Here is a 21,417-nt window from a genome sequence, read left to right as displayed (position 1 = left end):
AGGGACCACCCTCTCAGGAACGCAGGTAGGTCAGGACGGCCAGAACCCGGCGATGCTGGTCGCCGTCCTCCGCGTAGAGACCGAGCTTGTTGAAGATGCTCCTGATGTGCTTCTCGACGGCTCCGTCACTGATCACGAGTTGCCGCCCGATGGCCGGATTGGACTTCCCCTCGGCCATCAGCCCCAGCACCTCGCGCTCGCGCGGCGTCAGCTGCGCCAACGGGTCGTCCTTGCGCCTGCGCACCATCAACTGGGACACCACCTGCGGGTCGAACACGGTCCCGCCTGCGGCGACCCGCCGCAGGCCCTCCAGGAACTCCTCGACGTCCACGACCCGATCCTTCAGCAGATAGCCCACCGCGCCGCGGGCGTCGGCGAGCAGGTCGTCGGCGTAGGAGACCTCGACGTACTGAGACAGGATCAGCACGGGTGCGCCCGGCACCCTGCGCCGCGCCTCGACCGCCGCCTTGAGCCCCTCGTCGGTGAACGACGGCGGCATCCGCACGTCGACCACCGACACGTCGGGCTTGTGCTCGGCGATCGCCGCGACGAGGCCGTCGCCGTCCCCGACGGTCGCGACCACCTCGCAGCCGAACTCCTCCAGGAGCCTGACCAGGCCCTCCCTGATCAGAACCGCGTCATCGGCCACGACTACCCGCACGGCACCTCCGCCACGATCAACGTCGGCCCGCCGTCCGGCGACTGCACGGTCAGCTCCCCGTCGACGGCGCGGAGCCGGTCGGCCAGCCCGGCGAGACCATGTCCCTTGGCGACGTGCGCGCCGCCGACCCCATCATCCCCGATCGTGAGCATGAGCACGTCGCCCAGGCGCTGCAGCCGCACGGTGCACATGGTCGCGCGACTGTGTTTGGCCACGTTGGTGAGGGTCTCGGCGCAGACGAAGTAGATGGCGTTCTCGACGGCGGCCTGGTAGCGCTCGACGGTCTGCACGTCCAGATCGACGGGTACGGTGCACCGCCCGGCCAGGGCGGCGAGCGCGGGCGCGAGCCCGCGGTCGGACAGGATGGGCGGGGCGATGCCGCGTGAGAGCGCCCGCAGCTCGTCGAGCGTCTCGCGGGTGGCGCTGATCGCCGACTTGATCGTGGCCTGCGCGGCCTCGGGGTCCTTGGCCAGCTGCCGCTGCGCCCTGGACAGCTCCATGGCCAGCGACACCAGCCGCTGCTGCGGCCCGTCGTGGATGTCGCGCTCCAGCTTGCGCAGCGCGTTGGCCTCGGCGGACACGGCGGCGGCGCGGCCCTCGGCCAGGTCGTCGATGCGCTCCTGCAGCTCGGCCACCCCGGTCAGCAGCGCCCGCCCGAGCCCGGCCCTGATCAGCGCGGCCCCGCGCACCATGATCGGCATGAGCAGCGTGAAGACCAGGCCGATGGAGAGGTAGAAGACCGAGTTGACGACGTAGCCGTCGCCGAGGCCGAGCAGTTCGGGCAGCTCCGTGTTGCCGGGGATCCGCATGGTGATGAACCCGTACAGCGGCCACGTCAGCCCGGCCAGAGGGATCGCCCAGAACACGACCGTGAGCACGAACGACAGGATCGCGAACGGGAAGTTCAGGATGCCGTGCAGCAGGTCGAGCCAGGACTGGCCGCTCGTCAGCGGGTTGATCAGCCGGCGGAAGCGGCCCGCGCCGGGCGGGGCGGGCTTGTAGCGCGGGCGGACGGGGGGCCGCTTGAGCACGTCGGACAGCCAGCCGCGCTCCGCGTCCGCGAAGCCGCGGGCGACCATCAGCGTGCCGGCCAGCAGCGGCACGCCGATCCACACGACCGCGGTGCCCACGCCTGCCGAGAAGCCGGCGATCATGAGGACGAAGCCGATGACGGCCGTGGGAAAGCCGACCAGCGTGTAGCGGGTGTCGAGGAGGACACGCCTTGTCAGGGAGCGCATGACCTTCACGGTAGGGCTTCGCCCGGGACGTGACGAGAAGGCGGACCGGTGTGCGGGGGTGGTGCTGGCCCTACCCTGCCCGGTGGTGTGATCCGCCTGCGAGACGGCAGCTTGCGTCACTGTGCCGCGGCCTCTCCGGCGAGAGCCTTGAGCCATCCGCTCCCGAATCGAGGCTCCCCATGACCGTCCTGCTGGACCGCCCCGTAGCCGTGGCCGCGGAGTCGCGCGCCAAGCCGGCTGCGCGGGACCCGTTCATCGATCTGCTGCGCGTGCTGGGCATGGCGCTCATCGTGTTCCAGCACTGGACGATTCCCGTGTTGTCCTATGAAGGAGTCCGGCTGACCACGGGGAACGCGCTGGCGACCCCGGGCGTGTGGGTGGTGACCTGGCTCAGCCAGGTGATGCCGCTGGTGTTCTTCGCGGGTGGCGCGGCGAACGCGATCAGCTTCGGCCGCTCGGCCGCGGGCGCTCCGCTGTGGGTGGCGGCGCGGTTGCGGCGGCTGGTCTGGCCGCTGCTGCCGCTGGCGGCCGTGTGGATTCCGCTCCCCCACGTGCTGCTCACCTTGGGGGTGCCCGAGCAGCCGCTGGAGGTAGGGGCGCGGCTGACCGGCCAGCTGTTGTGGTTCCTCGCCGTCTACCTGATCGCCGTCGTGGCCACGCCGTACGCGCTGCGCCTGCACGAGCGTCACGGCTGGCGGGTGCCCGCGGCGCTGGCGGCCGGGGCGGTCGTGACGGACGTGGCGCGGTTCTCGGCCGGGTTCGAGGCTGTGGGCTTCATGAACGTGGTGTTCGTGTGGCTGGCCGTGCACCAGCTGGGCTTCTTCTACGCCGACGGGCGGCTGCGCCATGCGTGGGCGCTGGCCGCGGGCGGGTTCGGGGTGGCGGCGCTGCTGGTGGCGTACGGGCCGTACCCGGGCAGCATGATCGGGCTGCCGGGCGCCGAGGTGTCGAACATGGCGCCGCCCACGCTGGCCATGCTGGCCGTGGGCACCGGGCAGGTCGGCCTCGCCGTGCTGCTGCGGCCGTGGCTGGTACGGCTGCGCACGCGCCGGCTGCTGGCCTGGGCGGGACCGCGCATCATGACGATGTACCTGTGGCACATGCCGGCCCTGTTCGCGGTGACCGGCGTGGTGGTGGTGCTGCTGGGGATCGACACGCCGGCGCCGGGCAGCGCGTTCTGGTGGGCCGGGTGGCCGCTCTGGTTCGGGCTGTTGTGCCTGGTCATGTGGCCGCTGATGAAGGTGTTCGCCAGGTTCGAGACGCCGCCCGCGCTGCCGTACGGCATGAGCGGGTGGGGCGGCACGCTCGCGGCGGCGGCGCTGGCCGGCGGCGGGGTGCTGACGCTGACCGTCGGCGGTTTCGCGCCCGGCGGCGGCCCGTTCCTGGCCGTGCTGGCCGTGCTCGGCGGGCTCCTCATGACGGCGCCGCGGGCCAGGGTGTAGGGAGATGGGCTCGACCACCGGGGAAACTTCGGCAGGATAGAGAGCGTGACCCTACTCGTTGACCGCCTCCCCGAAGAGATCGATGCCGAGCCCGACGCCATCTTCGACGCGTTCGTCGCGTGGAACGCCGAGCGCGGGCTCACGCTCTATCCGGCCCAGGAGGAGGCGCTCATCGAGGTCGTCTCCGGCAGCAACCTGATCCTGGCCACGCCGACGGGGTCGGGCAAGTCGCTGGTCGCCGCGGGCGCCCACTTCGCGGCGCTGACGCGCGACCAGCGCACGTTCTACACCGCGCCGATCAAGGCGCTGGTGTCGGAGAAGTTCTTCGACCTGTGCGCGATCTTCGGCACGGAGAACGTCGGCATGATGACCGGTGACGCCAGCGTCAACCCGGGCGCGCCGATCATCTGCTGCACCGCCGAGATCCTGGCCAACGTGGCGCTGCGCGACGGCGCCGCCGCCGACATCGGCCAAGTCGTGATGGACGAGTTCCACTTCTACGCCGAGCCCGACCGCGGCTGGGCCTGGCAAGTGCCGTTGCTGGAGCTGCCGAACGTGCAGTTCATCCTCATGTCGGCGACGCTCGGCGACATGGCGATGTTCGAGCGGGACCTGACCCGGCGCACCGGCCGGGCGACGTCGGTGGTCAAGCACGCCGAGCGGCCCGTGCCGCTGGTCTACTCCTACCGGATGACCCCACTGCACGAGACGCTGGAGGAGATGCTCAAGACCGGGCAGGCCCCGGTCTACGTCGTGCACTTCACCCAGGCCGCCGCCATGGAACGGGCCCAGGCGCTGATGTCGATCAACATGGCGACGAAGGCCGAAAAAGAGGCGATCGCCACGATGATCGGCGGCTTCCGCTTCACGACCAGGTTCGGGCGGGCGCTGTCGCGGCTGGTCCGCCACGGCATCGGCGTGCACCACGCCGGCATGTTGCCGAAATACCGCCGCCTGGTGGAGCGGCTGGCGCAGGCGGGCCTGCTGAAGGTCATCTGCGGCACCGACACGCTGGGCGTCGGCGTCAACGTGCCGATCAGGACGGTGTTGTTCACGGCGCTGTCCAAATACGACGGCAACAAGGTGCGCCGGCTGCGCGCCCGCGAGTTCCACCAGATCGCCGGAAGGGCCGGCCGGGCCGGCTTCGACACGATCGGCTACGTGGCCTGCCAGGCCCCCGAGCACGACATCGAGAACGCCAAGGCCCTCGCCAAGATCGGTGACGATCCGAAGCGGCGGCGCGGCTACGCCCGTAAGAAGCCGCCCGAGGGGTTCGTCGGGTGGAGCGAGGACACATTCCAGAAGTTGCAGGAGGCCGAGCCCGAGCCGCTCTCCTCGCGCTTCAAGGTCACCAACGCGATGTTGCTGGCGGTCATCAACCGGCCGGGCGACTGCTTCCAGGCGATGAAGCACCTGCTGACCGACAACCACGAGGACCGCAAGTGGCAGCGGCGGCACATCAGCCAGGCCATCGCCATCTACCGGTCGCTGCTGGCCGGCGGCATCGTCGAGCAGTTCCGCGAGCCCGACGAGCAGGGCCGCAGGGCCCGGCTGACGATCGATTTGCAGGAGGACTTCGCGCTCAACCAGGCGCTGTCGACGTTCGCGCTGGCGGCCTTCGACCTGCTGGATCGCGAGTCGCCGTCGTACGCGCTCGACATGGTCTCGATCGTGGAGTCCATCCTCGACGACCCGCGCCAGATCCTGTCGGCCCAGCTGAAGAAGGCCAGGGGCGAGGCGGTCGCGCAGATGAAGGCCGACGGCATCGAGTACGAGGAGCGAATGGAGCAGCTGGCGGAGGTCATGTACCCGATGCCGCTGGAGGACCTGCTGCTCGGCGCCTACGAGACCTACCGGCGCGGCCACCCGTGGGTCGGCGACTACACCGTCAGCCCGAAGTCCGTGATCCGCGACATGTACGAGCGGGCGATGACGTTCGGCGAATACATCCAGTTCTACGAGCTGGCCCGCTCCGAGGGCACGGTGCTGCGTTACCTGGCCGACGCCTACCGGACGCTGTCGCGCACGGTGCCCGAGCATCTCAAGACCGACGACCTGGTGGACCTGATCGAGTGGCTGGGCGAGCTGGTACGACAGGTCGACTCGTCGCTGATCGACGAGTGGGAGAAGCTGACCAACCCGGCCGAGGCGCTGGAGCAGCAGGAGCAGCTCGAGGCCAAGGTGCGCCCGGTCACGGCCAACCCGCGAGCCTTCCGCGTGCTGGTGCGCAACGCCATGTTCCGGCTGGTCGAGCTGTGTGCCCTGGAGAAGGAAGAGGAGCTGGAGGAGCTCGCTCCGGACGTGGACTGGGGTGCGGCGCTGGACGCCTACTACGCCGACCACGAGGAGATCTTCACCGATGCGGACGCGCGCGGGCCCGCGCTGCTGCGGATCGAGGAGGAGAGCGGGTTCTGGAAGCTACGCCAGACGATCAAGGACCCGGCCGGCGATGGGGACTGGGGCATCGACGCCCAGGTGGACCTGGCCGCGTCAGATGAGGAGGGCCGGGCCGTCCTGCACGTGCAGGGGCTCAACCGGCTCTAAAGTGACAAGCCGTGTGCCGGAACGGACTGGCAAGGGCGCCCCGGCACACGCCTGTCGATTCATGGTCCTCCGCCTAACGTCGGCGTCATGTCATGGCAATGTCGCAAGATCGAGACATTTCCCGCGGTCAGCAGTCGGCGATGGTGCAGATCTTGGCGAGCATTCGTGTGGCGTCCTTCGTCTGCTGCTTGAAGTCGGACGCGGCGGGCTTGCCCCATTCGCCGGTCACGGTGTAGACGATCAGGGCGTTCGCGCGGCGGGCGACGATGGCCCGCTCTCCGCCGATGGCCGCCTTCGTGCCCTGGTAGACCTGCCCGGTCACCTTCAGCGCCTTGTCGCCGAGGCTCACGCTCGTGGCGGAGTAGCGGTAGCCCTTGGTGCCGCAGGCCCGTACGGCGGCCTGCAGGTCCCGCAGGGCCTTGCCCGCGGCCGCCGCCGACGCATAGAGGATCACCTGCTCCGACTTGGAGTAGCCGGGCTCGGCCGTGTAGGTGAGCGTCCTGGCCGCCGTGCGCCCGTTCTGGCCGAGCGTGCCCTTCTGGCACGGGTTGACGACTAACTTGGCCGGCTTCTTGCTGCTGGCGGACCAGCTGGTCTCCGGGTCGTCGTCCTTCTTCGCGGCGGCCTTCTCGTACAGGAGGAAATTGTTGGGGATGGCGACCGCGGCCGCCAGGATGAGTGCAGTGATCATGGGACAAAATGGTACGCGTGAGCGACGAAGAGATCAGGCGCGTCCTCGGACTGCTCTACCAGGACGACACGTTGCGGGCCTTCGCCTCCTTGGTGCTCGGCGACGCCGAGGGGCTCTCCCCCAAGACGCTCGGGAAACTCGCCGCCGGCGGGCTGGCGGCGTGCGACGAGAGCGGCAAGTGGCGGGCCACGCCCGAGCGATTCAAGGAGCTGCTGCGGGCGCGGGCCGAGCCGGCCGAGGAGCTGACCGCCGAGGAGCGGGTGTTGCGCACGTTCCTGGTGGACGGGCGGCTGACGACCCTGGCGATGCGGCGTGACAAGCGCCTCGTCGTGCTGCGCTACATCGCCACGGTGTTCGAGCCGGGGGTGCGTTACCCCGAGAAGGACGTGAACGTGGCGCTGCGGGCCTTCCACGACGACTACGCGGCGCTGCGGCGGTATCTGGTGGACGAGGGGCTGCTGTCCAGGGAGGACAACCTCTACTGGCGCAGCGGCGGCCCCGTGCATCTTTAGAGCGTGCGGAGGTTGCTGGTCCAGGCGTCGAGCTTGGCCTGCCACCGTTCCGGGTCCTCCGGCCGCCCTGGGACGCCCGGCCGCCGCTGCCAGGGCAGCGGACCCTCGGCGCGCCGGTACTCCACGCCGGCCGCCTCCAGGCGGGGCAAATGCGCGGCCAGCCGCTCGCGGAAGCCGGCCAGATCCCGTTCGGCGGGGCTCCACACGGTCTCGGCGAAGGCGGCGAGCCGGGGGAAGGCCATGTAGTCGACGTGCCGGCTGGAGTCGATCAGCTCGGTCCAGATCCCGCACTGGGCGCCGAGGACGCGCTCGGCGGCGGGGTCGCCGCGCAGCTCCTCGGGCACGGGCTCGAAGGCGTAGACGTCCTCCAGGGTCAGCACCGTCCCGAACGGGATCGGCTCCTCCTCCCCCGGCCCCTGCCGGTAGTCCAGGTAGAGGCTCGTGTTGGAGCAGTTGATCACGTCGTGGCCGCTCCTCGCGGCGGCCACCGCGCCGAGCTCGCCGCGCCAGGAGGCGACCACCGCGCCGGGCGCGAGGCCGCCTTCGAGGATCTCGTCCCAGCCGACCAGCCGGCGGCCGCGCGCCGTCAGGTAGTCGTCGAACCGGTGGACGAACCAGCTCTGCAGCTCCTCCTCGTCCCGCAGCCCCAGCTCGGCCATGCGCCGCTGCGCGGCGGGGCTGTCCCGCCACTGGTCCTTACGGCACTCGTCGCCGCCGAGCATCACGTACGGGCTCGGGAAGAGCTCCAGCACCTCGTCGAGCACGTTCTGGAAGAACGTGATCGTGGTGTCGTCGACGTTGAGCACGTTCACGCCGACGCCCCAGGTGGTGCGCACGTCCAGCGGCGTGCCGAGGTTGCCCAGCTCCGGGTAGGCGGCGATGGCGGCCTGTGTGTGCCCCGGCAGGTCGATCTCGGGGACGACCGTGACGTGCCGCCGCGCGGCGTAGGCGACGATCTCCCTGATGTCGTCCTGGGTGTAGTAGCCGCCGTGCGGGCGCCCGTCCATGGCGCCGTTCCAGCCGGTCTGGCTCTCCGTGCGCCATGCCCCGACCTCGGTCAGCCGGGGGTAACGCTTGATCTCGATCCGCCAGCCCTGGTCGTCGGTGAGGTGCAGGTGCAGCACGTTGAGCTTGTGCAGCGCCAGCAGGTCGATGAAGCGCAGCACGTCGTGCTTGGTCATGAAATGCCGGGCGACGTCGAGGAGGCAGCCGCGCCACGGGAAGCGCGGCGCGTCCTCGACGTACGTGCCGGGCACGGTGAACGGGCCGGTCGCGGCCTTCCTGAAGGCGGCGGGTGGCAGCAGCTGCCGGAACGTCTGCGCCCCGTAGAAGGCCCCGGCGGGCCCGCCCGCGACGATCTCGATCCGTGGCCCGATGGTCAGCCGGTACGCCTCCGGCGGCAGGTCGCCGAGCGTGAGAGTGATCGTCCCCGAACCGGGCAGCAGCTCGCCGCCTGTGACAGGGCTGAGTTCGCCCCGCAGCCAGGCCGCCACCTCGGCGAGCGCCGGATCGGCGTTGAGCGTGGCCCGGCTGTCGAGGACGAACGGGCCCGGCCTGGACTCGTGCTGTACCGGCTTGGGAACGATCATCAATACTCCTTACTTACACGTGACGGTGGCGTCGGCGAAGTCGGCGTGGTCCGAGGTGGCGTTGTCGCCGCCATTGGTCGCGACCAACCGGATATATCGGGCACCTTCGATGGAGGCGGTCACCTTGCGGGCGGGCATCGCGCCGGTGAGCAGCCCCGAGTAAGCCACCCGGCCGCCGTCGGCCCACACCTCGAACCCGGCGGAGCCGGCCGCGCCGACCTCGTCGTCGATCCCGGCCTGGAACTCGACCGTCGAGCAGCGCCCGCCGGTGTAGTACTCGATCTCGGCCGGCGAGTGCGTGCCGAGGCCCTTGGCGTACGTGACGCCCTCGATGGTGATCGGCCGGCCGTCGCCGGCCGCCCGCTCGCCGTTGCTGGTGTCCTTCTCGACCGGGCCGAAGTAGTTCTTGACGCTGGTCCAGGCCAGGTCGCTCAGGTACGTCCGCCCCGCCCCAGGTGACTTGGCGACGGCCACGACGGCGGTCGCGCTCTGGCCGCCCATCGAGAAGGTGAGGTCGTGGTTCTGGAGCGCGGCGTCGGCCGGTGGGGTGACCGCCCACGTCACGGTGAACGTCTCCCCGCCGTCGAGCCGGCTCGTCCTGGCCGGTGTGCGGGCGGTGACCTGCCATCCGGGCGGTGCGGCGGCCGTGACCTCGACGTCGCGCAGCCGCGCGGTGGCCCCGGTGTTCGTGACCCGGGTGACGATCTCGCCGGTGCGGCCGGGCTCCAGCACCGACGGCCGGTCCGCGCCGAGGAAGGCGGGCGGGTCGGCCTCGAACGTCACCAGCGGCGGCGCCTGCTCGCGGCTCTCGCTCACCCGGTAGAGCAGGGCCGCGTGCGCGGGCACCTGGGCCGCGAGCTCGCCTGCCGACGAGGTGACCGCACCAGTCCACAACTCCTCGACCCGGTAACGGGAGGCGCCGAGCCGGGTGGAGATCGTGGCCGCGCGGTCGCTCTCGTTGAACAGGGCGATCGCCCGGTCGCCGCCCGCCAAGGGCTTGGACACCACGTGGTACCAGCCGTCGCTCTTGACGAGCCGCCCGTGGGCGCCGAGCGTGTCCTGGTCGACGGCGATCACCTTGGGGTTGCCGACGATCGCGGGCGGCGCCTTGGCCGGGTCGGCCTGCAGGATGAGCGGGGCCGCGCCCATGGCCCAGAGCGTGACCTGGGTGCGGTATTCGGTGTCGGTCATCCCGCCGCGCCCGGCCTGGAGGAGGTCGGGGTCGGCCCAGCTGCCGGGGCCCGCGTACTCGGCCCTGAGCTGGTTGAACTCCCAGATGTCGACCATGGTGGCGTACGCGTCGGCGATCGGCCGGTTGTAGACGTTCGTGCGCCAGGTGGTGGCGCCCGCGTCCTTGCCCCAGAGCCACGGGACGGTGCTGCCGTCCTCGTTGTTCATGGCGAACACGACGTCGCCGCCGAGGGCCTGGCGCATGCGCGGGTAGAGGGCCTGGCCGATCTGCTGGACGTTCTGGCCGGGGAAGTCGCTCGCAGGGATGTTGCACCAGTCGTACTTGACGTAGTCGACGCCCCACTCCTTGACCTGGGCGGCGTCGGCGGCCTCGCTCTTGTACGAGCCGGGGCCGCCGCCGGCGCAGGCCTTGGTGCCGGCCGACAGGCTGAGGCCGAGCTTCAGGCCCTTGCCGTGCACGTAGCCGGCGAGCGCCTTGATGCCGCCGGGGAAGCGGGCGGGGTCCGGGGCGAGGGCGCCGGCCGCGCGCTGCGGGGCGAGCCAGCAGTCGTCGACGATGACGTACCGATAGCCGAGCGGAGCCAGGGTCGCGAGGGCGTCGGCGGCCTGTCGCAGCGACGACTCCGAGACCGAGCAGCCGAGTGAACGGCTGCTCCAGCCCATCGGCGGTCCGGACACGGATTCGGCGGCGCTGGATAACGGGACGAAGGGCAGGGCGAGAAGGGCCGCCGCGGTGGCGGCCGTGATCGTACGCATGGGAGTCCTGTCAGGCGGGGTTGAGTCGGGGGTTGCCCGGCTCGATGACGAACGAGCCGGAGGTGTAGGCCGGGGCGTACGGCTCGGTGATGCGCGACAGCGAGCGGAAGTCCACTTTCATCTCCCGCTGGGTGATCCTGGTCCTGACGTAGCCGCGGCGGCCGTTGAAGAACTTCACGTGCGGGTTCTCATCCAGCAGGACCTGCGTGTTGGGGTATTCGTCCAGGCCGTTGCCCGCGCTCGTCACCGACGTCGTCACCAGTTCGACGGCGACGGACTTCGACTCCGGATCCTGATGGTCGCGTTTGATCTCGCCGGCCCAGTGGGAGTGCACGTCGCCGGTCAGCACGACCGCATTCCGCTTGTAAGCGTCGAAGGCGGCGGTCAGGCGGTTACGGGAGGCCACGTAGCCGTCCCAGCCCTCGTTCGAGTAGCCCTTGCCAGGGCCGTTGGCCCAATCCATCTCCATGAAGAAGACCTGCTGGCCGAGCAGGTCCCAGGTAGCGCGCGAACCTTTCAGCTCGCCGTCCAGCCAGGCCTCCTGGTCGCGGCCGAGCAGCGTCCTGTTGGGCGCGAAACGGTCCAGGCAGTCGGGGCCGACCGTGCCGCTCCTGCCGGTGCAGGCGTACAGGTCGCGGTACTGGCGGGTGTCGAGCAGGTGCAGGTTGGCGACCGCGCCCCAGCGGATGCTGCGGTAGAGCTTGAGCGCCGCCCCGTCCGGCTTCTGGGCGCGGCGCAGCGGCATGTTCTCGTAGTACGCCTGGAAGGCGTCGGCCCGGCGCTTGAGGAACGGCGGGTCCGGCTGCTCGGGCACGTCGCCGGCCCAGGCGTTCTCGATGTCGTGGTCGTCCCACACCACCACCCACGGCGCGATGGCGTGGGCGAGCTGCGACTCGGGGTCGGCCTTGTGCTGGGCGTGGCGCACCCGGTATCCGGCCAGGTCGAGGCACTCGCCGCCGGCCTGATCCCGGACCGGGTACTTGTAGTCGCCGTACTCGTAGATGTAGTCGCCGAGGAAGGCGATCAGGTCGGGCTGGTCCTCGGCCATCCGGCGGTACGGGGTGAACCAGCCGGCCTGGTAGTCAGCGCACGAGGTGAACGACAGGTTCAGCGGCCGGCTGCGGGTTCCGGGGGCGGGGGCGGTGAGGGTGCGGCCGACCGGGCTGAGCTCGTTCCCGGCCTTGAAGCGGTAGAAGTACTCGGCGCCCGGGTCGAGGCCGTCGAGCTCGACGTGCACGCTGTGGGCGGCGTCGGGGCGGGCGACTTCGGCGCCGCGGCGCACGACATGTCGGAAATTCTCGTCTTTGGCGAGCTCCCATGGGACGGGGATCGGGCGGCTCGGCATGCCGCCGAGGCCGTCGAGGGCGATCGGGTCCATGGCGAGCCGCGTCCACAGGACGACGCCGTCGGGCGTGGGCTCGCCCGAGGCGATGCCGAGCTGGAAAGGGTCGGACAGAGGGGCACGGCGGGCGGCCGCGCGCACGGGTGGGGTGCCCAGTGCGGCGGAAAGGCCCAGGCTCGCGCCCCCGGCGAAGAGTGAACGCCGGGTGATCAATGGGGGTCCTTACTCGAGGGTGGCGTTACCTGCGGCGACAGCCTGGTCTGCGGCTTCTTGCGGAGAGAGTTTGCCGAGGTACATCTCGTTGAAGATCTGGTTAAGCTTCGTCTCGAAGCCCGTGAAGCCGGTGGTGATCGGCAGCGGGAAGGTGGATCCCTCCGCCTCGTCGACGAACGGCGAGACGTCGACCTTCTTGGCCTTCCAGTAGTCGACGTAGCCCTGGGAGAGGCCGTTGAGCGCGGGGAAGGCGTAGCCGCCGTCGGCCATGAGCTTCTGCGGCTCCTGGGTGCCGAGGTAGGCGGCCAGCTTCATGGCCTCCTGCGGGTGCTCGCTCTTGGCGTAGACGGCCTCGGCCAGGCCGTTGAGGTTGACGGAGCGGCCGGCCGGGCCCTCCGGCATGAGCGCGACGCCCACCTCGAACGTCGCCTCCGGGGCCACGAACGGCAGCAGCGCGTTGTTGGCGGGGAACATCGCGATCCGGCCCGCCTTGAACATGTCGGTGATCTTGCCGGTGGGCGGGTTCGTCTGGGTGGCGGGCGGGGCCACGTGGTGCTTGTTGACCAGGTCCACGCCGAACTGCAGCGCCTGCACCGAGGCGGCGTCGTTGAAGACGTACTTGCCGAAAGGCTTGTCGACGAGCTTGCCGCCGTTGGAGCTGACCCAGTTCATCCACTGCGTCTGGTAGTGGTTCCAGGAGGCGAAGCCGTACGTCTTGACCTTGGCGGGGTCGAAGCCCGCCTCGCCGGGGTGTTTGCCGCCCTCGTCCACGGTGAGCTTGCGTGCCGTGTCGAGCAGGGTGCCGGTGCCGTCGGCCGTCCAGGTGAGCTTGTCCGGCATCTCCACTCCGGCCTGCTCGAACAGGTCCTTGTTGTAGAGCAGGCCGACGATCCCCCAGTCCTTGGGGACGCCGTAGAGTTTGCCCTCGTAGGTGAACGACCCGACGACGGTCTGGTGGTACTTCGCCGTGTCGGCCTGGACCGGCGACAGCACGCCCTTGGTGACGAACTCGGGGAACTGGGTGGGCGTCATCCAGAACACGTCCGGCGCGGTGCCGGCGACCACGTCGGCGGTGAGCTTCGTCCAGTACTGGTCGTACGGCAGCAGTTCGATGGTGACGTCGATGCCGGGGTTGGCCTTCTCGAAGGCCGCCATGACCTTCTCGTAGCCTGCCTTCTGCTGGTCGTCCCAGAGCCGGTACGTCAACGTGACCTTGTCCGCGCTGCCGCCTCCTTCTCCTGACGAGCAGCCGGTGAGGGTGAGCATGGCGGCGCCGAGGAGCGCCCCGGCCCAGCGAATCCGGGGGGATTTCAACATTCGCTGACCTCTTCTTACTTGAGGCCTGTGAGGACCACAGACCGGACGATGTGCTTCTGGAAGAAGATGAAGACGGCCACCATCGGCGCCAGCGCGATCAGGCTGCCGGCCATCATGAGGTGGTAGTCGACGCCGATGCCGTCCTTGAGCGTGGCGATCGCGACAGTGATCACCCTGGTGTCGTCACCGCTCGTGATGATCAGCGGCCAGAGGAAACTGTTCCAGGACGAGATCACCGTGATGATCGCCAGCGTGCCGAGCGCAGGCCGGCAGAGCGGCAGCAGGACGCGGAGCAGGATCGTCATCGGTCCCGCCCCGTCGATCCTGGCCGCCTCCTCCAGCCCCGCGGGCAGGCTCTTGAAGAACTGCCGCATGAGGAAGATCCCGTACGGGGTGCCGAGGATGTACGGGGCGAGCAGGCCGTACCAGGTGTTGACCAGGTCCAGCTCCCGCATGATGAGGAACAGCGGGATCATGGTGACGGCGCTCGGCACCATCATCGTGGCCACGTACAGCCAGAACAGGACGTCCCTGCCCTTGAACCGCAGCCGGGCGAACGCGTACGCGGCGAACGTCGTGAACACCAGCTGCCCCGCCGTGAGCAGCGCCGTCATCACGGCCGTGTTGAGCACATAGCGGGGGAAGTCCCCACCGAGCATCTTGGCCAGGTTGTCCGTGGTCGGCGGCAGCCCGGGCAGCCAGGGCGGGGTGGAGCTCAGCTGCGCCTGCGTCTTGAGTGCGGTCAGCACCACCAGCAGGTACGGGAAGACCGAGATGAAGGCGCCGGCCACGAGCGCGGCGTACAGCAGGATTCGCTTGGGCATGGGTCACTCAGCTCAGGTCGTAGGTGGTGCGTTTGCCGAAGAACCTGACCTGCGCCAGCGTCACCAGGAGGATGACGGCGAACAGCAGGGCGGACAGCGTGGCCGCGTAGCCGAAGTCGAACTCCTTGAACGCGGTCTGGAAGATCCGGAAGTTCAGCACCTCGGTGCTGCCGCTCGGCCCGCCGTCCGTCATCGCGTACACCGTGTCGAACACCTGGAAGGCGCCGATGAGGTTGGTCACCGTGACGAAGAACATCGTGGGGTTGAGCAGCGGCAGCGTCACCCGCCAGAACCGCTGCGCAGCGGTGGCGCCGTCGGTGGCGGCCGCGTCGCGCAGCTCTTGCGGGATGCCCTGCAGCCCGGCGAGGAAGAAGAGCATGTTGTAGCCGGTGTGCTGCCAGACGCTGACCAGGGCGACGGCGGGTAGCGCCCAGTCCGGATCGGACAGCCAGTCGGGGCCGGTGATGCCGACGAGGGCCAGGGCGCTGTTGAGCGCGCCGTCACGCGGGTCGAAGATCCAGTTCCAGATGAGGGCGAGGACGATGGGCGTGGCCATCCACGGGATGACGAAGAGCGACCGATATAACCTGACGCCTTTCATACGCTGGTTGAGCAGCATGGCCAGGGCCAGGGCGAGGACGGTCTGGAGCGGGATGCAGAGCAGGACGTAGCCGGCCGTGACCCCGAGCGAGTGCCAGGTCTCGCCGTCGGCGGCCAGGCGGTGGTAGTTGTCCAGGCCGACGAACTCGGGAGCGGACAGCAACTCCCAGTCGAACAGGCTCAGGACGAGGACGATCACCATGGGGAGCAGCAGGAACGCCAGGACGCCCAAGAGGCTCGGCGCGATGAAGAGGTAGGCGTGCCACCCGCTCCCCCATCGCCTTCCGCCCGCTCGGCCACGCACGGCCCGCAACGGGAGGCGGGCGCCGGCGGCTCGGCCGGTCACGACGGGTCCGTGGCGGTCGGGACCATCAGGCGGCGGGTCGTCTCCAGGCCCCACTCGTCCAGCGCCGCGATCGGGTCGCTCGCCCCGCGCAGCCCGCCCGTCCCGGCGATGTGCGCCGCCCATTGCTCCCTGTTCTCGACCTCGGGCCGCAGGATGATGCAGTCGGGATCGTTCACCCACCACCGGGCGTGCAGGAACTCCCTGGCGGCCCCCGTGAGCCGGGCCCCGAGCTGCGACGGCTGGCTGATGTCCCCGGACCTGGGCAGCAGGGTCGGCGCGATGTCCGGGCTGACCCGCATGATGTCGACCAGCCCGATGCTGGGCAGCATCGGCGCGCCACACCCGTGCAAGGTGGCCTCGGCGCCGCCGCCTTCGCGGATCAGCTCCAGCCCGCGCCGGTACGCGGCGATCGGGTCCAGGTCGTCGTGCCGCTCGCCTGCCAGCGCCCCCGCGTACAGGTAGTCGAGCTTGAAGTGGGTGATCCCCATGGCGCGGAACGTGCGGAAGACGGTCACCAGGTGCTCGGCCGCTCCCGGGTGGGTGACGTCGAGCACGGCCAGGTCCTGGTTCCACATACGGCCGGCGTAGGCCCCGTCGACCAGCCACTCGGGGTGCTCGCGGAAGACCCGGCTCCGGTGGCCGACCAGGAACGGCGCGGTCCAGATCCCGGCCCGCCGGCCTGTGGCCGTGACGGCGTCCACGGCCCGCTCCAGCGATCCGAACCCGGGCCGTCCTTCCAGCCAGTCGCCGATCTCGGCCTCGTACCCGTCGTCGATGAGGAACATGTCGGCGGGCAGCCCGTGCCGGGAGGCGAGCTCCAGGTTCTCGATGACGTCGGCGTCGGTGACCTTGTCCCAGTAGCCGTACCAGGTGCACCACATGGGCGGGACCGCGGGGAACGTCCTGGGCTCCGCCATGGTGTCCGCCCAGTCGCGCAGCGCTTGGGCCAGGCCGCCCTCGGCGCGGTGGTGGCGTACCGGACCGTCGGCGGAGATCACCAGCCGACCGGGCTCCGCCACTCGCGCCCTGATCGACGGCACCTGGGACGGGCCCGGCGCGGACCAGAGCTCCACGGAACCGTCCCCCGGCTCGACCGCCAGCAAGCCCTCCCCCTGGAACACCCCCTCGGGGACCGGGGTCTCGGGGCGGTAGCAGAGGACCTGGATCGTCTCGCCGGCGGGCCGAGGCGGGGCGTCGTCCAGGCCGTAGGCGCCCGTGGGGCTCCACGACTGCCAGCCGTGCTCGAACACCCGCGCCCGGCCGGGGACGCACGTGATCTCGCCGATGTCCGCGAACGACATCAGACCTCATTCCTCTCAACTTACGTAGGAGCCCTTCATTAGTAGCACTGAGCTCAGGAGAGGGTCAACGGCCGATTTCTCCGGAGATATGGGAGAACGTGCACACAGGTCGAACACTGGCATAATCTCTAGTTACAGAGGAGAACTACATTAAGGACGGCGGATGGCGGATCTACGCGGCGGCGACCTGTCACGGCTGCGGCAGCTCAACTCGCTGACCGCCATCCGGGCACTACGCAGGGCGGGGCCGCTCACCCTGTCCGCGCTCGCCGAACGCACCGGCCTGTCGCGGCCGTCCATGAAAGAGGTCACGGACGAGCTCATGTCCCTGGGCTGGGTGGAGGAGGTGCCACCGAGCCCGGGCACGATGGGCCGTCCCGCCCGCCGCTACCGCTTCCGCGCCGACAGCGGCTACCTGGTCGGCGTCGACATAGGAGGTCACAACATCCGCGCCGCCCTGTCCGACCTCGACGGCGAGATCCTCGCCGAGACCCGGCAGCCGGTGCTGCCCGACGCCCCGCTCGACGAGCGGCTGGCCGCGATCGACCGAGCGGTCAGCGGGTGTCTGGCGCTCAGCCGTACGACGGTCGCGGACCTGTGGAGCATCGCGGTCGGCACGATCGGCGTGATCGACGTCGAGGGGCGCGTGATCTATTCGGCCGCCGTGCCCGCCTGGCGTGACCTGGACCTGGCGGGCAAGCTGCGCGAGATGTTCCCCTGCCAGGTGCTCATCGAGAACGACAGCCGCCTGGCCGCCATGGCCGAAGCCCGCCGCGGCGTCGCCCGGGGAGCCAGGGACGTGGTGTTCCTGCACGTCGGCCGGCGTATGGGCGCCGGGCTGATCATCGGCGGAAAGGTGCACAGGGGCTTCGGCGCGGCCGCCGGCGAGATCTCCATGCTGCCCGAGGCCCGCTGGTTCGACGCGCCCGAGCACCTGAACACCTGCGCGTGCGTACCCGAAGGAACACCACCTGAGGACGCCGCCGGCTACACCCTGGCCGCCGCCAGGAACGGCGACCCGGTCGCCATCGAGGCCGTCGAACGGTACGTCGACGACCTCGCGGTGGGGACGGGCGCGATGGTCCTCATCCTGGACCCGCAGATGGTGGTGCTGGGCGGCGGGTTCTCACGGTCGTCCGACGTGCTGCTCGATCGTCTTCGGGACCGGCTGGAGCGGGTGTGCATGCGCATGCCGGAGGTACGGGCGTCCACGCTGGGCGACGAGTGCGTGGTGGTCGGCGCCATCGACTACGCCGTGGACCACCTGGACGACCAGCTCTTCACCCCCGACAAGGGCCCCCTCCCCCTCACCCGCTAACTGCCTCACAGGAACACAAGAAGCCCCAGCTCGCGGCACAGGCCACGACCTCGGGCTGGGCTCGGGGTCAGCTCAGGTCTGCGGCAGCACCAGCACCTGGGCGTTGTGCAGTCTCCGCGAGCCTCCATGCGCCGGGAGCTGCTGCGCATCGCAGGTGGCCAGCGGCATGTCCAGTGCTTGTGCGGTCCATGACGGAGAGCAGATCCTCGTGCGGTTCGCTGGCGGTGAGTGCTTCCAGCAGCGAGTTGTCTACGATCACTCGTGATCGAGTCCCTCCCGCTGGGAGTGGACGACGTCCAAGATGTCCTCGCGGGAAGGCGTCACCGCACCTCGAGCGCGTCTGCCCGCGGCCCGCTGCCGAAGCTTGGCGGCCATGCCGGAACTGCCCTTGCGGCGCAGCGCCACGCTCTCGGTGAGCAACTTGCCCGCGTAGGCGGACAGCGACATGCGCGCCTCGGCGGCCTGCTGCTTGAGCTCGTCGACGATGTCCTCGTTCATGTCGCGGATATACACGATCCCTGCCACGACACGATGCTTTCGCATATCGCTAGCACAATGCGACGGTGCGTTGGGCCTGAATCAGGGTTGAGGCCGGAGGCGGGCGCGGTAGTCGCGGGGCGGGAGACCGTACTCGCGTTTGAAGGCGCGGCTGAAGTGGAACGGGCTGACGAACCCGGACGCCGCCGCCACCTGCCCGACGTCCAGGTCGGTCACCTCCAGCAGCCCGGCCGCGTGCCGTACCCGCGCCTGCCGGACGGCCTGCATCGGGGTGCGGCCGGTCTGGGCCGTGAACAGGTGGGCCAGCCGGGAGGGCGAGAGCGCGACCGCGCGGGCGAGCGAGGCGACCGAGTGCGGGGCGCCCGGTTCGGCGGCGATGATCGCCAGGACGCGCCGCACCCGTTCGTCGCCTTCGTCGGACTGCCTCGCCCCCTCAGGACGGGCGGCGGCAGTGGCCAGCACCAGTGCCTCCTCGACGGCGCCCAGCACCAGCTCCCGCGCCGGCCCGCCCACGACGACCGCAGGCACCGGCTCGCCACCACGCCCCAGCGCCTGCTCGGCGCCATGCCCGAGTCCTGTCACGGTGACGGCCTGGTCGGCAGTCCTGTCGAGCAGGGCGCGGGACGGGGTCGGCGGCACCCATCTGGCGTCCCGGAGCGCCCGCCCGAACGCCAGGTCGATGCGCTCGTGCAGCCCTTCCGGCACCCGCGGGACGACGTGACACCCGCCGCCCCGCCCGTACGGCCCCAGCCAGGCCGCCCACGACGCGCGCGGCTGGAAGTGCACCCACCAGAACCGCCACCGCGACGCCCCGGGCGCCACCCTGTAGTGCTGCGCCACGCCGGACCCCAGCACCACCAGATCCCCCGCCCGCACCTCGAACGCCGCACCGCCCTGCGTGACCAGCCCCGCGCCCGTCTGCGTCCACATCAGCAGCCAGCTGGGCGACCCCGCGGGCCGCCGCGTCCCATACCCCGGGAGCTTGTCGTAGTGGCCCACGATCATCAGCTCGGCAGCAGGAACGGACAAGTCCTCAGCAATCACAGGCATACCGTTACCCGATCCGAGTCCTTAGCGTGAAATACATGAGGATCGACGATTTCCACGAGCAGGGATACATGCTGGTGCCTGGCCTGCTCGCCCCCGAAGAGGTGGCCGAGCTGCGCGAGGAGTTCATGGCGATCCACGCCGGAGGCCCCATCCCCGGTCATTTCTCGCCCCAGCCGCAGGAGCCCGGCCGGCCATACGACATCCTGCGCGAATACCCGCGCATCATGCACCCCCACGAGGTCAACGACCTGGCCCTTCGCTACTTGCTCGACACCCGCATCGCCGCGATACTCCGCGACCTGCTCGGCGAGGAGCCGATAGCAGCCCAGAGCATGTTCTACTTCAAGCCGCCGGGCGCGAGAGGGCAGGCGCTGCACCAGGACAACTTCTACCTCCGCGTCGAGCCGGGCACCTGCGTGGCCGCGTGGGTGGCGCTCGACCGGGTCGACCGGGCGAACGGCGGCCTGGAGGTCGTGCCCGGCACGCACCTGATGGACCTGTTCTGCCCGGAGGAAGCCGACCAGGGCGTCTCGTTCACCAGGGAGTACGTGCCGCCGCCACCCGGCCTGAAGAAGGTGCCGGTCGACATGGATCCCGGGGACGTGTTGTTCTTCAACGGCAGCCTGGTCCACGGCTCGGAGCCGAACAGCACGACCGACCGCTTCAGGCGCAGCTTCATCTGCCACTACGCCGGCCGCTCGGCGGAGCGCATCGCCGAGTACTACCCGACGCTCACCATGTCAGGCGAGCGCATCCAGTTGGAGCAGGCCGTGGGCGGCGGCCCCTGCGGCACGGAGGCCGCCGGCCCCCACTAGCCTCCGGAAATGTCCGACTCGGCGTCCTCGGGCACCACACAGTCCCACGGATCGTCCAGCCACCCGTCGGGAAGAAGCACCTTGGACCGCTCACCCGACTTGCCCCGCGGCGTGTCGGTGTTGGCCGGCCACGGCTGGTCGTGCTCGAGCTTCGCCAGCCCCTCGCGCAGCCCGTCGAGCGACTCGGCCGTGGCCAGCTCCCGCCGGAGCTCGCTGCCGACCATGAACCCCTTCAGATACCAGCCGACGTGCTTACGGAAGTCGGCCACCGCGTACCGCTCAATGTCGAAACACTCGGCCAGCCCTTCGGCGTGCCTGGCCATCATCTCGGCAACCTCGCCGAGCGTCGGCCGAGCCCGCTCGGGGCTGCCGTTGAACGCGTTGTCCAGGTCCTTGAACAACCACGGCCGCCCCAGGCAGCCGCGCCCGACCACCACGCCGTCGCACCCCGTCCGCGCCACCATCCTCAGCGCGTCGTCGGCGCACCAGATGTCGCCGTTGCCCAGCACGGGGATCTCCGGCACGGCCTCCTTCAGCCGGGCGACGGCCTCCCAGTCGGCAACGCCGCCGTAGTGCTGCCTGGCCGTACGGGCGTGCAGCGCGACCGCCGCGACGCCCTCCTCCGCCGCGATGCGCCCCGCGTCCAGATACGTCAGGTGATCGTCGTCGATCCCCTTGCGCATCTTCATCGTCACGGGAAGCGCTCCGGCGTTGGCGACCGCCTCCCGCAGGATCCGCCGCAGCAGATTCCTCTTGTACGGCAGCGCGGACCCTCCCCCGCGCCTGGTCACCTTGGGTACCGGGCACCCGAAGTTGAGATCGATGTGATCGGCCAGGTCCTCCTCGGCGATCATCCTGACCGCCCGCCCCACGACACCCGGATCCACCCCGTAGAGCTGGATGCTCCTGGGCTGCTCCGACTCGGCGAACCTGATCATCCTGAGCGTCTTGGGATTGCGCTCCACCAGCGCACGCGTCGTGATCATCTCGCACACGAACAGCCCGGCGCCCTGCTGCCGGCACAACACCCGGAACGGCGCGTTCGTGATGCCCGCCATCGGCGCCAGCACCACCGGCGGCCAAACCCCAATCGGCCCAATCTTCACTCCGTCAGTTGTAGCGCAGGTCAGGTCGCGAGCGGTATTCGCGGATAGGGTGAGAAGCAGCAT

The 21,417-nt window shown here is 70.1% G+C and carries 18 protein-coding genes; 5 read left to right on the top strand and 13 right to left on the bottom strand.

The genetic code is table 11. The features are described from left to right. Positions 1-13: 13 nt before the first annotated feature. Both OHA25_RS31525 and OHA25_RS31520 read right to left on the bottom strand, forming a co-directional pair. On the bottom strand, positions 14-661 hold the full coding sequence (locus OHA25_RS31525) for a response regulator transcription factor (RefSeq protein ID WP_327580585.1): 648 nt from the start codon (positions 659-661) through the stop codon (positions 14-16). Then, complete coding sequence (locus OHA25_RS31520; RefSeq protein ID WP_327580584.1) at positions 652-1,899, bottom strand: sensor histidine kinase; 1,248 nt, start codon at positions 1,897-1,899, stop codon at positions 652-654. The genes OHA25_RS31525 and OHA25_RS31520 overlap by 10 nt, the downstream gene beginning before the upstream one ends. A gap of 179 nt (positions 1,900-2,078) precedes the next feature. On the opposite strand from OHA25_RS31520, the gene OHA25_RS31515 reads away from it, so the two are divergent. Further along, positions 2,079-3,341 carry an acyltransferase family protein gene (locus tag OHA25_RS31515; protein ID WP_327580583.1) on the top strand — a complete coding sequence of 421 codons (1,263 nt, stop codon included), beginning with the start codon at positions 2,079-2,081 and terminating at the stop codon, positions 3,339-3,341. 36 nt (positions 3,342-3,377) lie between these two features. After that, positions 3,378-5,885, top strand: coding sequence for a DEAD/DEAH box helicase (locus tag OHA25_RS31510; protein ID WP_327591066.1), 2,508 nt, complete (start codon positions 3,378-3,380; stop codon positions 5,883-5,885). Between the two features lie 127 nt (positions 5,886-6,012). Here the strand turns inward: OHA25_RS31510 and OHA25_RS31505 are convergent, their stop codons facing one another. Continuing rightward, the gene (locus OHA25_RS31505) at positions 6,013-6,576 is read right to left on the bottom strand and encodes a hypothetical protein (RefSeq protein ID WP_327580582.1); all 564 of its coding nucleotides are present in this window, start codon (positions 6,574-6,576) and stop codon (positions 6,013-6,015) included. 17 nt (positions 6,577-6,593) lie between these two features. On the opposite strand from OHA25_RS31505, the gene OHA25_RS31500 reads away from it, so the two are divergent. Next, positions 6,594-7,088, top strand: a complete 495-nt coding sequence (locus OHA25_RS31500; RefSeq protein ID WP_442941923.1) for a DUF2087 domain-containing protein — start codon at positions 6,594-6,596, stop codon at positions 7,086-7,088. On the opposite strand, the gene OHA25_RS31495 is transcribed toward OHA25_RS31500, so the two are convergent. The 7 genes from OHA25_RS31495 to OHA25_RS31465 form a co-directional block, all read right to left on the bottom strand. Then, the gene (locus OHA25_RS31495; RefSeq protein WP_327580580.1) at positions 7,085-8,677 is read right to left on the bottom strand and encodes a beta-N-acetylhexosaminidase; all 1,593 of its coding nucleotides are present in this window, start codon (positions 8,675-8,677) and stop codon (positions 7,085-7,087) included. The two genes, OHA25_RS31500 and OHA25_RS31495, sit on opposite strands and share 4 nt — an antisense overlap. 9 nt (positions 8,678-8,686) lie before the next feature. Further along, the gene (locus OHA25_RS31490; protein WP_327580579.1) at positions 8,687-10,624 is read right to left on the bottom strand and encodes an NPCBM/NEW2 domain-containing protein; all 1,938 of its coding nucleotides are present in this window, start codon (positions 10,622-10,624) and stop codon (positions 8,687-8,689) included. A 10-nt stretch (positions 10,625-10,634) separates the two neighbouring features. Further along, the gene (locus tag OHA25_RS31485) at positions 10,635-12,179 is read right to left on the bottom strand and encodes an alkaline phosphatase D family protein (protein ID WP_327580578.1); all 1,545 of its coding nucleotides are present in this window, start codon (positions 12,177-12,179) and stop codon (positions 10,635-10,637) included. Positions 12,180-12,188: 9 nt separating this feature from the next. After that, on the bottom strand, positions 12,189-13,496 hold the full coding sequence (locus OHA25_RS31480) for an ABC transporter substrate-binding protein (RefSeq protein WP_327580577.1): 1,308 nt from the start codon (positions 13,494-13,496) through the stop codon (positions 12,189-12,191). Positions 13,497-13,510: 14 nt separating this feature from the next. Next, entirely contained in the window at positions 13,511-14,320 is an 810-nt protein-coding gene (locus OHA25_RS31475) for a carbohydrate ABC transporter permease (protein ID WP_327580576.1), read from the bottom strand. A gap of 7 nt (positions 14,321-14,327) precedes the next feature. Then, complete coding sequence (locus tag OHA25_RS31470) at positions 14,328-15,122, bottom strand: carbohydrate ABC transporter permease (RefSeq protein WP_327580575.1); 795 nt, start codon at positions 15,120-15,122, stop codon at positions 14,328-14,330. Between the two features lie 140 nt (positions 15,123-15,262). Next, complete coding sequence (locus OHA25_RS31465) at positions 15,263-16,567, bottom strand: glycoside hydrolase family 36 protein (protein ID WP_327580574.1); 1,305 nt, start codon at positions 16,565-16,567, stop codon at positions 15,263-15,265. Positions 16,568-16,730: 163 nt separating this feature from the next. Between OHA25_RS31465 and OHA25_RS31460 the strand changes: the two genes are divergently transcribed. After that, positions 16,731-17,885, top strand: coding sequence for an ROK family transcriptional regulator (locus OHA25_RS31460; RefSeq protein ID WP_327580573.1), 1,155 nt, complete (start codon positions 16,731-16,733; stop codon positions 17,883-17,885). 255 nt (positions 17,886-18,140) lie between these two features. Here the strand turns inward: OHA25_RS31460 and OHA25_RS31455 are convergent, their stop codons facing one another. Continuing rightward, entirely contained in the window at positions 18,141-18,410 is a 270-nt protein-coding gene (locus OHA25_RS31455; RefSeq protein ID WP_327580572.1) for a hypothetical protein, read from the bottom strand. A 54-nt stretch (positions 18,411-18,464) separates the two neighbouring features. Continuing rightward, positions 18,465-19,427 (bottom strand): helix-turn-helix domain-containing protein, encoded by a 963-nt coding sequence (locus OHA25_RS31450; protein ID WP_327580571.1) that lies wholly within the window; start codon positions 19,425-19,427, stop codon positions 18,465-18,467. Between the two features lie 41 nt (positions 19,428-19,468). Here OHA25_RS31450 and OHA25_RS31445 point away from each other — a divergent pair, with 41 nt between their 5' ends. Further along, entirely contained in the window at positions 19,469-20,248 is a 780-nt protein-coding gene (locus tag OHA25_RS31445) for a phytanoyl-CoA dioxygenase family protein (RefSeq protein ID WP_327580570.1), read from the top strand. On the opposite strand, the gene dusB is transcribed toward OHA25_RS31445, so the two are convergent. After that, positions 20,245-21,354 carry a tRNA dihydrouridine synthase DusB gene (gene dusB, locus OHA25_RS31440; protein ID WP_327580569.1) on the bottom strand — a complete coding sequence of 370 codons (1,110 nt, stop codon included), beginning with the start codon at positions 21,352-21,354 and terminating at the stop codon, positions 20,245-20,247. The two genes, OHA25_RS31445 and dusB, sit on opposite strands and share 4 nt — an antisense overlap. Positions 21,355-21,417 lie beyond the last annotated feature (63 nt).

Origin of the sequence: Nonomuraea sp. NBC_00507, from assembly GCF_036013525.1 — a bacterium.
Classification (GTDB): Bacteria; Actinomycetota; Actinomycetes; order Streptosporangiales; family Streptosporangiaceae; genus Nonomuraea.
The sequence above is the reverse complement of the archived record's forward strand: the minus strand, read 5'-3'. Positions and strand labels throughout refer to the sequence as shown.